This is a genomic window from Sphingobium sp. (assembly GCF_035511395.1).
Taxonomy (GTDB): Bacteria; Pseudomonadota; Alphaproteobacteria; order Sphingomonadales; family Sphingomonadaceae; genus Sphingobium.
This window is the reverse complement of record NZ_DATKFP010000107.1, coordinates 1-12852: the sequence shown is the minus strand read 5'-3', so window position 1 is coordinate 12852 and position 12852 is coordinate 1. Positions and strand designations below refer to the sequence as shown.

Sequence of the window (12852 nt, the reverse complement as noted above, 5' to 3'; positions counted from 1 at the left end):
GGCCGAGGCAAGGAGAGCGCCCTCGTGCCCCATCGTCACCGCCACATATTGCGCATGACTGCCCCCGACGATCTGCATGGCCGCCCGTCCCACCGACTCCGTGTCGGGAAGATCCCGACCGGTGAACTGGCGCAACTCGCCAATGCTGGGCTTGACGAGGAAGACGCCGCCTTGCTCAAGGCCTCCGCGCAGGCCAGCGCCTGAACTGTCGAGCACGACCGGTATACTGCGTTCCGTCATCATCGCGACGACCTGGCCATAGAAATCATCCGGAATGCCGGGTGAGAGCGAACCGCTCGCGACCAGATAGTCACATTGTGCCGTCTGGAGCTGATTGAGGCACTGCCGCCATTCTGCAGGTTCGACCATCGGTCCGGACGGAACGAGGCGATATTCCTTCCCGCTTTCGCGCTCGAGCACTGCGGTGGCCACCCTGGTATGCCCCTTGATCGGGATACGGTTGCGCACCAGCTGGTGCAGGTCGAGCAGACCATCGAGCGCGTGGCCGGTTGCACCGCCCGAAAGATAGTAGCTCCGCGCGTTCCCGCCGAGCCGGACATAGACACGGGCCACGTTGATTCCCCCGCCACCCGGCGAATAGAATTCTGTCTTCGTCCGCATTTTACGGGTGTGGTAGACATGATCGACTTCATAGGCGACGTCGATCGTCGGGTTCAGGGTGAGGGTCGCGATGTTCATCATGGCCGCCATTGAGGGACCCGGATGGGCTCGGGTCTATCCGGGATTTCCCTAATCGTTACGCTATCGCGGGTCCACGAATGCGAAGGCTCCGATCGAAAGGGTGCGAAGTTCTACCGGGATCGAAAGACCCGCGTTAGCAACCTGACAGCAGCAGCCACCGCCTGCGACCCAAAATCACTGGATAATAGACGAAAGGCGGGAAAATCGCGGCGTTGTCAAAAGATGCCCTCGCGCTTTCCTTATCGGTTAAATCCGATCATTGATCAAATAGCCAAGATATAGCAAGTAGGCACTCACAAACATTCCACCCTCGAACCGCGAAATTTGGCGTCCGCTGATGAATACGGGAATGCAGGCCAGCGCGACCCCCAACATGACCGGGATGTCGACCCGGATCAGTTGCGCGCTGACCTCGATCCCGTTCGACGGAAACAGGCAGGCCGCGCCGAGAATCACCAGAATATTGTAAACGCTGCTGCCGATCAGATTGCCGATCGCGATGTCGCGCTCGCCACGAATCGTCGAAATGATCGTCGTAACGAGTTCAGGAGCGGAAGTACCGATCGCAACGATCGTCAGTCCGATGAAGGCGTCCGATACGTTCCACAACCGGGCAAGCGCGACCGCACCATCCACCAGCCAGTTGGCGCCCACGACGATCACGACGAGGCCGATGGCCAGCATCGCCATTGCGGAGAAACCGTGGCGGCGGGAAAAGCGCGGCGCCGCGAATTCCCGCGCGAACTCCAGCTTCACCGTGATGCTTTCCCGCCGGGCGACGCGAATGACGGTCAGCGTGAAGGCCATTCCCATCGTGATCAAAAACAGCCCCTCAAGGCGCGAGAGCACACCGTCCCAGGCAAAGACGAGTAGCGCGGCCGACGCGATGACGATGACAGGCAGTTCCAGACGCAGCGTCTGCATCCGAATGGCAAGTGGTTGCAGCATCGCGCTGAGGCCGAGGATAAGGAGAATGTTGACTGTGTTGGTGCCGGCGATGTTGCCAACCGCGAGCGAGCCGTTTCCCTGGAGCGCCGCCTCGATCCCGACGGCGAGTTCGGGCGTGCTCGTTCCCAGCGCCACGATCGTAAGGCCGATGAGCAGCGGCGAAACGCCCAGCCGCGCGGCCAGCGCCGAGCCTCCCCTCACCAGCCACTCCGCACCAGCGATCAGGGCGGCGAGCCCCATGAGGCTGGAAACGATCGCCAGCGTCATCCGGCCGGGTTCACCTTGCGCCTGGCGGGATCGGGTACGAGGAGGACATCGCCCGGGACCGCATCAAGGATCTTGCGCGCCGTACTGCCGATCATAGCCTCATAGACGAGGCCACCGCCATGGGTTCCAACGACCGTCAGGTGACGTGCGGCATTTTCCGCACGGTCGCGAAGCAGCGCTTCGGGAACCCCGTGCTCGATCATGCGCGTGACGTTCCGGGCCGCCACATCAGACAGTCCCGCTTCGGCAAGGAACTTGTCGGCCGCGGCCTCGCCATAACCCTCGAATTGCCGTTCGATTTCCGATCGGCCGAGATAGCCCGCGAAGGGCACATCGTAGGCGTGGAAAAGGGAGATAGCCGCATCGGGAAAAAAGCGGACGGCGGTCTCCAGAGCGATCCGGGCGGGCGCGGAGAAATCTGTCGCGACCACCATGGCGCGGTAAGGCTCGAAAGCGCGGTCGCGTACGATCAGGATCGGAACGGGCGCCTTGCGGATCAGCCGGTCCACGGTATCGCCGAGCAGCATCCGGGCGAGCGGCCCATCGCGAGCCACGCCGGTGACGATCAGGCCCGCCTCGCCCTTTCCGGCGATATCGAGGACGACCGGTGCCGGCGAGCCGGTTTCGACGTGGACCGAAATGTCGATTGGCGGCGCCTCGCGAACAAGGTCGTGGTAGATGCGATGGCGCGCCGCCCGCACCGGGTCTTCGAGAGGCCGACGCCAGGACGGCAGATCGCCGAGTCGGACGGACAGCATCCCGTCTTCCGGCGGGTTCAGCGCGTGGATGACCATAAGCTCCGCCCGCCATGCCTGGGCTACCAGCAGGGCGCGATCGAAGGCACGGTCGCAACGATGGCTGAGGTCGGTCGCGAGCGCGATGCATTTAGGGAAACCGTCACGCGTCATGGCATGTCCTCCTGATTATTAAGTTCGCTAAACCAGCCCAGTCGCCGCATCACATGCTTCTCCAACTCCAGCAGCAGCATGAGAAGCATGCCGCACGCCACCAGCAACGCCCAGTCCGCGAAGCCGAGCGGCCGCGAATGGAAGATTGCGTTCATGAACGGCGCATAGGTGAAGAACGCCTGGCCGATGACGAGAACGCCGATCGCGATCAACACGGCGGGGGTACCGATCGCGCCGCGCCATGTCAGGGACGTCATGTGGAGATAGCGGACGTTGAAGAGGTAGAAGATCTCCGCGATGATGAACATGTTGACGACCATGGTGCGCGCCATCTCCAGGCTCCGGCCTTGCGCCAGAACATGGAAAAAGATTCCGAGAGTGACGGCCGCGAACAGCACAGAGACGAGAAGGACACGCCAAAGCAGGAACGGCGAAAGCAACGGCGCGCCGCGCTCCCGTGGCCGGCGCAACATCGCACCGGGTTCCGTGGGCTCGAACGCCAGCACGAGGCCGAGCGTGGCGGCGAGGACGAGGTTCACCCAGAGGATCTGCGTCGCCGTCATCGGCAGCGCGAAGCCCAGCAGGATCGCCAATACGACCGCCAGTGTTTCACCGCCGTTCGTAGGGATTTCCCAGGAAATGACCTTGCGAATGTTGTCGTAGACCGTTCGGCCTTCGCGAACGGCGCTGACGATCGAGGCAAAATTATCGTCGAGCAGCACCATGGAAGCCGCTTCTTCCGACGCTTCGGTGCCCTTGATGCCCATGGCGACCCCGACATCGGCCTGCTTGAGGGACGGCGCGTCGTTCACGCCGTCCCCCGTCATCGCGACGATCTTTCCCTGAGCCTGCAGCGCACGGACGATCCGCAATTTATGTTCCGGGCTGGTCCGGGCGAAGACCGAGACATCCACGACCGCTTGCTCCAGTTCGGTGTCCGGAAGCTTTTCCAGTTCCAGCCCGGTCAGCACGCGCGGGTCGTCGGCAAGGTCGAGTTGCCGGGCGATCGCCAGCGCCGTCGCCGCATGATCGCCAGTGATCATCTTGACGCCGATTCCGGCGGACCGGCATTCGGCGATGGCGTCCTTGACCTCCGCGCGAGGCGGATCGATGAAGCCGACAAGGCCCAGGAGGCACACGCCGGTCGAGAGATCTTCGAACAAGATCCGTTCGCTGCCGGCAGGCATTTCCTTCGCGCCGAAGGCGAGAACGCGCTCGCCCTCGCTTCCGGCGGTAGCGATGGAACTCTCCCAATGGGAACAATTGTCGGGCGCGGTCATCGCCAAGGGCGCTTCGGGCGCGCCCTTCACGAACAGCAAGCGCGTGCCGTTGGAACCCCGGTAGAGCGTCGCCATGAAGCGATGCGCGGCGTCGAAGGGAATCTCGTCGAGCCGCTCCCATTCCGCCCGCTCCTGCTCCGGATCGATGGCCGCCTTCATTGCCAGGGCGAAGAGGGCCCCCTCCATCGGATCGCCCTCGACACGCCATTCCGCACCGACCTTGCGCAGCGCGGCATCGTTGCACAGCAGCCCGCAGCGGATCAGTGGCATCGCATCGGCCATAGCCTCTGCCTGGTCCCCGGACCCGACGATCCGGATTTGACCATCGGGAACATAGCCGGATCCGCTCGCGATCATCGTATGCCGCTCGGTGATGACGCGGCGGGCCGTCATTTCGTTGCGTGTGAGCGTGCCGGTCTTGTCGGTGCATATCACCGAGGTCGCGCCGAGCGTTTCGACGGCCGGGAGCTTTCGGATGACGGCGTTGCGCCCCGCCATCCGCCGCACGCCGATCGCGAGAGTAATCGTGATGACCGCCGGCAGCCCTTCCGGCACGATCCCCACGGCGAGCGCGACCACGGCGATCAGCGCGTCGATCCAATCGTAATTCCGCGCCAGAACGGCAAAGGCGAACAGCGCAAGCCCCCCCGCGAGTACGAACCAGGTGAAGCGCCGGGCAAAACGGTCGATCTGCTTCAGCAGCGGGGTTGCCAGTTGTTCGACCGACTGGATAAGCGAACTGATCCGTCCGATCTGCGTGCGAGATCCGGTGGCAACAGCGAGCCCGCTTGCGTGCCCAGCCGCAACCATCGTGCCCGAAAAGGCCATATTACGCCGATCCGCCAAATCGGTCTGCTCGGGCAGCACCGCTTCCTGCTTTTCGGCGGCCACCGATTCGCCCGTCAGCAGCGCCTCGTCGATAAGCATTCGCCGCGCATGGAGAAGCCTGAGATCGGCGGGAACGCGATCACCGGCCTCGATCATCACGAGATCGCCGGGCACGATCTCGCGGACGGGAATCGTTTGCCTCACGCCGTCACGCACCACGCTGGCCTTGGGCGCGATCATCTGCTGGATGGCCTCAAGCGCCTGTTCAGCCTTTCCTTCCTGGATATGCCCGATCACCGCATTCACGATCACGACGGCGACGATGACCACCGCGTCGATCATGTGATCGAGCAGCGCTGCGGCCAATGCCCCGGCAAGAAGCACATAGATCAACGTGTTATGGAATTGCGCGAGGAACCTAAGGAACACATTGCGACGCGCCGACCGGGGTAGCGCGTTCGGCCCAAAGCGGGCCGATTGCCGATCCACCTCCGGAGAAGAGAGACCCGCACAACCGACGTCGAGTGCCGTGGCAACTTCGCTGGTTGACAGCATATGCCAGCGCACTTCGGAGGTTTCCATGGGTCCTGACATCAAATCTCTTTCGTACTACATTAAACCATCTCGTGTTGAGCATGCGGAGCGAAGACCGTGCGGACCGGTTTCATTCCCGGCCCGCGGTTCCGCGCTTGCGTACCGCCGATTGAATGGGCTTCAATGCGCAAACAGCAGCGGCAGCGGCGCGCCAGTGAGCAGGTCGCGCGTGACGCCGCCCAGGATCATCTCGCGCAGGCGAGAGTGGCCATAAGCGCCAAGCGCGAGCATCCCGGCGCCACGCCGGTGAGCCGCTTCGACCAGCGCCTCCGCATCCGACACGTCACCGCCCTGGATGGGAACTACGGTCGACGTAAAGCCATGCCGGGCGAGATGGTGGGCGACATCGGCTCCCGGTTCGGAACCGTGGCCCTGGGCCGTCGGCTTCGCATCGAGGATGAGTATATCGATCCTTGCCCCAGGCGCCGCGAACATGGTCGCGTCGCGCAGCGCGTGCGTCGCCTCGCGGGTCGCATTCCAGCCGATCGCCAAGTGATCGATGGCGGCCGGTTTATAGCCGGTGGGCAGGATCAGAACGGGACGCCCAGATGCGAACAGGCAACGCTCAAGCGTATCACGTCGAATTGGCGGATGGTCGTAATTGTCCGAAGGACCGAACAGGACGAGGTCGGCATAACGGGCATAGACCGCGGTCTTGGCGAAGATCACCGCCGGCTGGTCCGAAATCGTCCTCACCTCTACGTTCGTGGAGCGGGCGAGCATCGCGATCCGCTGCTGCTTCGCCTCCACCGCTTCAGTATAATCGGGAAGAAGTACATAAGGCAGTGCAACCGTCAGGGCATAGTCGCTCGCGGGGAGAGCCGACAGCACGACGATGGCAAGGCTGGCGTCGTGGAACTCGGCAAAGGCAAGCGCATCGCGCAAAAACCGCTCGTCCTTGTCTCCGGTATCGACGACGGCGAGAATGTCCTTGATAGCCATATGTCCCTCCAGCTTTGAGCTATTCCTGCTACCCAGCGCCGTGATGGGATTCATTCGGGTGTTATACGTAGCCGACCGGCGCCCCCTTCCATCTGCCGGGCCAGCGCATCGCCAAGCAGTGCGCCAAGAGTGATCGCGTTACTGGCATGCGAGATACTTTCGGTCGTAACCATGCGGCAGCCGACTTCCCTGAGCAAAGCCTCGGCACCAGCCGCGAAGAGGCCGTGAACAGCCAGGCAGATCGGCGGAGGGAAGCCCTGGTCGATGATCTCGCGCGCGGCGTTGGCAAGGGTGTGTCCCGACGAGATCACGTCATCGACGAGGATCGGCGTGCGGCCTTTCCATGCCCCCAGGTCCGAGGCCGCGATAAGGACGTCCCGATCACCGCGCCGCGATTTCGCGAAGACCGCATGGGGCGCTCCGATAAGCCTGGCGATTGCGCCCGCCCACTGCTCGCTCTCGCTGTCGGGTCCTATGATGAGCGGTGCATCGACATTGGCCCGGACCCAGTCCGCCAGAAGCGGAGATGCCGCGAGCGAAGCCGTCTCCATCGAATAGATCTCCCCCAGATCCGCGTAGCGGTGGAGATGCGGATCGACGGTCACGAGCCCATCGAACTCGGATGAAAGGAGCTGGGCGAACTGGCGGGACGTCAGCGCTTCGCCATCCTTGAACCGCCGATCCTGTCGCATATAGGCAAGATAAGGCGCCACGAGATGGACCGACCGCGCCCCGCTCTCGCGCAGCAGCCTTGCAGCAAAGAGCAGCCGCATGATCTGGTCGTCGGGCCGCGCGAGCGTGCATATGACGGCCACGGCTGATCCCGACACCCCGGAGCGGAGCCGGACATAGCTCTCCTGATCGGGAAACCGGCGAACCTCGAGCGTGCCTGTCGCCCACCCGGTATGTTCCGCGATGGATGCGGTCAGCCGTTCGTTCCCGGGCATGGAAAACAGCATCGCCGTCATGGCACGATCGCAAGCATGTCGGCATTGGCGGCGGCGTAGGTCAGCGCATAAGCCATTTCACCCTGCGACTGGGCGTGGAGGGTCAGCAAAGGCTGGCCAGCGATAACGTCGTCGCCCAGGCGAACATGAAGAAGCATGCCCGCGGCCGGCGAGTCGGGCGCGCCCGCCAGCTTCGCAAGGCGCGCTATCCGGCGATTGTCGATATGGGTGACGCGGCCGCTATGCGCCGCCAGGATCGGATGGGTGAGCCTGGCCGTGGGCGGGGTGCGCATGCCGCCCTGGGCCTGGCATATCCTTTGGAACCTGTCCCAGGCGCTGCCGTCGGCCAATGTGCGTTCGGCGCGCGCGCGTCCCTGGCCTTCTTCCGCGACCTTCCCGAGTTCGAGCACCACGCCGGCGAGCGTGCAGGCGCGGTCCCGAAGGTCCGGCGGAGCATCGGCATCGCCTGTCAGCACCGCCAGCACGTCGCGCGCCTCCAGGGCGGGCCCGATCGCCCGGCCGACGGGCTGGGTGCCATCGGTCTGGACACAGCGGATAACAAGGCCAAAACGGGCGGCGACGGCGCCAAGCGTGGCTTCCAGCCGTTCGGCCGCCGCGACGCTGCGCACCTTGGCGGTCGGCCCGATCGGAATGTCGAGCACCACATGGGTCGCGCCCGCCGCTATCTTCTTCGACAGAACGGAGGCGATGAGCTGCCCCTCCGTATCGATGTCGAGCGCGCGTTCCACGCCGATGAAGATGTCATCGGCGGGACTGAGGCAGACCGCGCCGCCCCAGGCGAGGCAGCCGCCCTCGACCGCCACCACGCGCTGCATGGCGCCAAGGTCGAGATCGACCCGGGTGAGCGTCTCCATGGTATCGGCCGTTCCCGCCGGGGACGTGATCGCCCGCGACGACGTCTTGGGCATGGTCAGACCGCAGGCGGCAGCGATGGCGACGACGATCGGGCTCGTGCGGTTGCCCGGCAGACCGCCAACGCAATGCTTGTCGACGACGATCTCGCTCGGCCAGCGCAAACGGTCGCCGGCCTCGACCATCGCCCTGGTGAGATGGTAGGTCTCGTCCTCGTCGAAGGGAAGCGTGGCGGTAGCCGTGAGGAAGGCGGCGAGGTGCACATCGGCATAGCGGCCCGCCACCACGTCACCGACGATGCTGGTCAGCGCGGCCCCGTTCAGCCTGTGTCCGTAGATGCGCTGGCGGACGCAGGCGATCGATTCGAGGGGCGGCGCATGACCGACCTGGACAACGGTTCCCTCCTCCACGCCAAGCGCGACCCAGGCCGCTTCGGACAGACCGATCTCGTCGCCGGCCAGGAAGTCGCCCTCCACCTGATAGAGCGTGGCCGCGATCGGCTGGCTGCCGTTGCGGATATAGACCTGGGTGTGCGCGGCAAGGCCCTCGGCATGGCACACCGGGCTGTCGGTCCGCATGATCGCGACCAGCTCATGATGCGTGTGAAGGCGCAGCCGGCGCGCGCGCGCGAACGATGGTTCCGCCGGTTCGGAACTCCCTATATTCGGATGGAATTGCTGCGCATCGCCCGGAATATCGCTGGAAACCCCGATCACGTGTCGATCACCACCTTCAAGGCATGAGTATCGGCTGCGCGCGCGAACGTCTCATACGCCTCCAACATGTCCGACAACGCGAAACGATGGGTGACGAGCTGTTCGGGCCGCAGGCGCTTGGCCTCGACCGTCTTCAGGAGCATCGGCGTGCTGACGGTGTCGACGAGCCGGGTGGTGATGGTGATGTTGCGCGACCAGAGTTCCTCCAGATGGAGGTCGACCTTGGCGCCGTGGACACCGACATTGGCAATTACCCCGCCGGGCGCGACCAGTTCTTCGCATAACGCGAATGTCGCAGGGATCCCGACTGCTTCGATAGCCGTATCGACCCCCTTGCCGTCGGTGAGCTCTCGAACCAGGCTCACGACCGGATCACGTCCGCTGTTGAACGTGTCCGTCGCGCCGAACTTGCGCGCGACGGCGAGGCGATTGTCGTCGAGATCGATCATGATGATCCGGGCCGGTGCATAAAATTGCGCAGTCAGCAGGGTCGCCAGGCCGATCGGTCCAGCGCCGACGATCGCGACGCTGCTGCCCGGTGCAACCTTCCCGTTCAGGACGCCGCACTCATAGCCCGTCGGAAGAATGTCGCTCAGCATGACGAGGGCATCCTCATCGGCCCCCGGCGGGATCGCGTGAAGGCTGTTGTCGGCATGGGGGATGCGCACGAATTCGGCTTGCGTGCCATCGATCCTGTTGCCCAATATCCAGCCGCCCTCGACGCAATGCGAATACATGCCGCGCCGGCAATATTCACACCGGGCACAAGAGGTGATGCAGGAGATCAGGACATGATCTCCGGGCTTGAAGGCTCCAACCGCGGTTCCGACCTCCTCCACGATCCCGACACCCTCATGTCCGAGGATCCTGCCCGGCTCGCACGTCGGCACATCCCCCTTCAGGATGTGCAGGTCGGTGCCGCAAATGGTGGTCTTCGTGATCCGCACGATCGCATCGCCGGGTGCCTGCAAGGCCGGCCTCGGGCGATCCTCGAGACTCTTCTCGCCGGGGCCATGATAAACGAGAGCTTTCATGATCTCCTCCGTTCAACCGTTAGACGGGTTCGCCAGTCAGTGTACGAAAACGATCGGCAGGCGCTGATGATCGATCAGTTCCCGCGTCACGCCGCCAAGCACGAACTCGAGTGCGCGCGAACGCCCATAGCCACCGATCACGAGCACATCGGCTTTCTGCTCCACTGCGTAATTCTGAAGGACAGCCGACGTATCCTTACCGGATGAGCTGATCGGACAAACGCCGCCGCTATGGCCATGTCGCGCGAAAAGGCGGGCGATCTGGACACCGCCCCGGTGCTCCCCGGATTCGACACCCGGATCATCGACAATCGCAACGTCGATACGGGCATCGGGTTCGGCCAGATTGAGAAGCGCCCTCGCGGCGCGGAACGATTCAAGTGATGCGTTCCAGCCCAATACGGCGTGATCGATGGGACCAGGATTCCAGGAGGCCGGCAAAATGACCGTCGGCACGCCCGTAAACAGAAGCGCCTCGGAGATACGGCGCCTCAAGCCATCCCTTTGCCAGCGCCCGACACCCGGAATCAGCGCGATATCCGCGTACTGGCCTTCAGCCTTCACGAGACCGGGTATCAGCCCGCTGGCCTCGAACACCGAGTGAACCTCTACTTCGATCGCGGTATTCCTGGTTCGTTCGCGAACGGCCGCCAGATGTTCGTCGCGCTGGTCCTCGGATACCGTGATGGCCTGCGCGAAAGCCATGGCATCGGCCGCCGCGGCGAATGCGAGATTTTCGGTCACGACGACGATCGTAAGCGCCGCTTCATGCATACCGGCATAGGCAAGCGCCTGATCAACGGCGGTCAGGGAATGCTCTGCACCGTCCACGACGACGAGCACATGTTTGATCTGTGAAATGCTGCTCATGATCGCATCATGGCCCCGGCCATTGATGACCGCACTCCGTAACTTTACAGAGGCACCGCGTGACGCGCACTCGCCCCTGGGGCCGTGAAGAGGGCGCTTCGCGGCGAGTGCATACTCAAGCCTTCGCGTAGTTCGATGGCACCAGGACGGCCGCTCCAACAACGGCGCCACTGCGCAACCGCTCAAGCGCGACATTGGCTTGAGCCAGCGGAAAGACCGTCGTCACGGATTTGACGTTGGCTTTCTGCGCGATCTCGAAAAAGCTTGTGCCGTCTTCGCGGGTCAGATTAGCACTACTTTGGCAGATTTTGCCGAGGAGTTTCCAAAGGACTACGTCCGCAGTGCGGACATGGCCGATCGGGCGGCTTGGAGAGGCGGTCAATGATGGCTTGCCGGATCGCCGGCAAGCTCGGCTTCGGTGGCGGCCCGGCGATTCTTTTTCCCCCCTTTGGCTTGCTTGAGGCGTAGTGACTGGAGGAAGGCGAAGGCGATCATGGACATCAGCGCGTGCCGGTGCAGGCCCTTCCATGATCGGCCCTCGAAGTGATCGAGCCCGAGTTCTTCCTTGAGTTGCTGATGCGCCTGTTCGCAGATCCAGCGGGCCTTGATGGCGCCGGCAAGCTGCTTGATCGGAGTATCGACTGGGAGGTTGGTGAGGTAGTATTTGCGCTCGCCGGTTGAGCGATGCTCGCCAATGAGCCACACTTCCTCGCCCGGCAGGTGCTGGGCGCCCATGTCATGAATGCGCTGCGGCGGACCGTCAGCAACCTTGACGCGGACCGCGGCGAAACGGGCCGAGAGTTGACCTTTGGTTCCACGCCGCCAGCTGACCTTGCGCCATGGCACAGTCTCCAACATCGCCTGCGCCGATACGGACGTGATGTTGGGTATCGCGTTCTTGCGAGGGCGGCCCCGGCCAGCGACCGGAAAGACCATCGCGACGTCGGCGGGGTAGACCTTCTGCTTGAAGGGTATGCCAACTGCCCAGGTGAGGCCACGCTTGCTCAGGCCCTGCCGGAACGGCGCGGAAAGGCCGTATCCTGCGTCGGCAAGCACGCAGCCGAAGCGGACGCCGGCTGCGTGAACCCTGTCGATCTCGGCCAGCGCAATCTCCGGCTTGGTCCGGTAGTGCCGGAAGTCCTCGGGAACTCCGGCACGTTCCAGGCGAGCCATATCGCTCGTCCAACTTTCCGGCAGGAACAGGCGCAAGCCCACCATGACTGGCACCTCGCCCGAAGCCAGAGTCAGCGACACCAGCGTCTGGCAGTTGGCGTTTTTGCCGAGGGCCGAAGCATATTGCGGCGCCACGCCAACCGAATGCCGTCCCTTCTTAGGCAAGGCCGTGTCGTCGATGATCAGCCAGGCGTCATTGGCACCCACCTGCCGGTCGGCTTCGGCAAGCAGCGCCATCTCCAGTGGTGCTTCATCCCAGACGCCGCTGCCGATGAAGTGGTGCAGCTTGTCGTAGCTGACATCGCCATCCCGCGCCGCCATCGGCTGCACGCTCTTGCGGTCACCAGGTCCAATCAGACCTGCTATGTAGGCAGGGCACATCCGACCGCGCGTCTTGTTCCGCAAAGCCACGACAAACGGCGCAAGCCATGCGTCCAGTTCGCTCCGCCAATCCCCGTTCATCGCCAGCCCCCATAAAAGCTGGCTCCCCATGAATCAGGGATTCTGCCCTTTGGGAATCCCGAAAATCACATTTCTGCCAAAGTAGTGTTAGGCTCAGGACCCATTGATTGGCTGAGTGGTCTGTGATTCAGGCTCCGCAAGGAGACTGAGCGTGAGTGACCTGTACTGGCTGACCGACGAGCAGATGGCGCGACTTTCGCCGTATTTTCCCAAGAGCCACGGCAAACCTCGTGTGGATGACAGGCGGGTCCTGAGCGGGATCATCTTCGTCAATCGGAACGGCCTGCGTTGGCGGGATGCTCCCAGGG

12 protein-coding genes are annotated in these 12852 nt (G+C 63.6%); 1 reads left to right on the top strand and 11 read right to left on the bottom strand.

Going from position 1 to position 12852, the window contains the following annotated elements:
- From VMR39_RS07050 to VMR39_RS07000, 11 genes are all read right to left on the bottom strand, one after another.
- A partial coding sequence (locus VMR39_RS07050; protein ID WP_325415270.1) for a 1-phosphofructokinase family hexose kinase occupies nucleotides 1-699 on the bottom strand: 699 nt, incomplete at its 3' end.
- 249 nt (nucleotides 700-948) lie between these two features.
- A complete protein-coding gene (locus VMR39_RS07045) occupies nucleotides 949-1917 on the bottom strand; it encodes a calcium/sodium antiporter (protein WP_021246220.1) in 969 nt (322 codons plus the stop codon).
- Nucleotides 1914-2825 carry a universal stress protein gene (locus tag VMR39_RS07040; RefSeq protein WP_021246219.1) on the bottom strand — a complete coding sequence of 304 codons (912 nt, stop codon included), beginning with the start codon at nucleotides 2823-2825 and terminating at the stop codon, nucleotides 1914-1916. Before VMR39_RS07040 ends, VMR39_RS07045 begins: the two co-directional genes overlap by 4 nt.
- Complete coding sequence (locus tag VMR39_RS07035) at nucleotides 2822-5527, bottom strand: HAD-IC family P-type ATPase (RefSeq protein ID WP_325415269.1); 2706 nt, start codon at nucleotides 5525-5527, stop codon at nucleotides 2822-2824. Before VMR39_RS07035 ends, VMR39_RS07040 begins: the two co-directional genes overlap by 4 nt.
- A gap of 120 nt (nucleotides 5528-5647) precedes the next feature.
- Nucleotides 5648-5962 (bottom strand): universal stress protein, encoded by a 315-nt coding sequence (locus VMR39_RS30430; RefSeq protein WP_374411714.1) that lies wholly within the window; start codon nucleotides 5960-5962, stop codon nucleotides 5648-5650.
- 557 nt (nucleotides 5963-6519) lie between these two features.
- A complete protein-coding gene (locus VMR39_RS07025) occupies nucleotides 6520-7437 on the bottom strand; it encodes a ribose-phosphate diphosphokinase (RefSeq protein WP_021246216.1) in 918 nt (305 codons plus the stop codon).
- A complete protein-coding gene (locus tag VMR39_RS07020; protein WP_031291850.1) occupies nucleotides 7434-8951 on the bottom strand; it encodes a thymidine phosphorylase family protein in 1518 nt (505 codons plus the stop codon). Before VMR39_RS07020 ends, VMR39_RS07025 begins: the two co-directional genes overlap by 4 nt.
- Before the next feature lie 50 nt (nucleotides 8952-9001).
- Nucleotides 9002-10039: a zinc-dependent alcohol dehydrogenase family protein gene (locus tag VMR39_RS07015; RefSeq protein ID WP_021246214.1), complete on the bottom strand. Its 1038-nt coding sequence runs from the start codon at nucleotides 10037-10039 to the stop codon at nucleotides 9002-9004.
- A gap of 36 nt (nucleotides 10040-10075) precedes the next feature.
- On the bottom strand, nucleotides 10076-10909 hold the full coding sequence (locus VMR39_RS07010) for a universal stress protein (protein WP_013846845.1): 834 nt from the start codon (nucleotides 10907-10909) through the stop codon (nucleotides 10076-10078).
- Between the two features lie 115 nt (nucleotides 10910-11024).
- On the bottom strand, nucleotides 11025-11291 hold the full coding sequence (locus tag VMR39_RS07005; protein ID WP_021246213.1) for a hypothetical protein: 267 nt from the start codon (nucleotides 11289-11291) through the stop codon (nucleotides 11025-11027).
- A complete protein-coding gene (locus VMR39_RS07000; RefSeq protein WP_021690814.1) occupies nucleotides 11288-12544 on the bottom strand; it encodes an IS701 family transposase in 1257 nt (418 codons plus the stop codon). The genes VMR39_RS07005 and VMR39_RS07000 overlap by 4 nt, the downstream gene beginning before the upstream one ends.
- 151 nt (nucleotides 12545-12695) lie before the next feature.
- Here VMR39_RS07000 and VMR39_RS06995 point away from each other — a divergent pair.
- Nucleotides 12696-12852: transposase (locus tag VMR39_RS06995; RefSeq protein WP_325415271.1), on the top strand; the 157-nt coding region annotated here is incomplete at its 3' end.

Coding starts and splice junctions, on each gene's coding strand:
- VMR39_RS07045 (WP_021246220.1), bottom strand. CDS start 1,917: ATGACGCTGGCGATCGTTTCCAGCCTCATGGGGCTCGCCGCCCTGATC.
- VMR39_RS07040 (WP_021246219.1), bottom strand. CDS start 2,825: ATGACGCGTGACGGTTTCCCTAAATGCATCGCGCTCGCGACCGACCTC.
- VMR39_RS07035 (WP_325415269.1), bottom strand. CDS start 5,527: ATGTCAGGACCCATGGAAACCTCCGAAGTGCGCTGGCATATGCTGTCA.
- VMR39_RS30430 (WP_374411714.1), bottom strand. CDS start 5,962: ATGTTCGCGGCGCCTGGGGCAAGGATCGATATACTCATCCTCGATGCG.
- VMR39_RS07025 (WP_021246216.1), bottom strand. CDS start 7,437: ATGACGGCGATGCTGTTTTCCATGCCCGGGAACGAACGGCTGACCGCA.
- VMR39_RS07015 (WP_021246214.1), bottom strand. CDS start 10,039: ATGAAAGCTCTCGTTTATCATGGCCCCGGCGAGAAGAGTCTCGAGGAT.
- VMR39_RS07010 (WP_013846845.1), bottom strand. CDS start 10,909: ATGAGCAGCATTTCACAGATCAAACATGTGCTCGTCGTCGTGGACGGT.
- VMR39_RS07000 (WP_021690814.1), bottom strand. CDS start 12,544: ATGAACGGGGATTGGCGGAGCGAACTGGACGCATGGCTTGCGCCGTTT.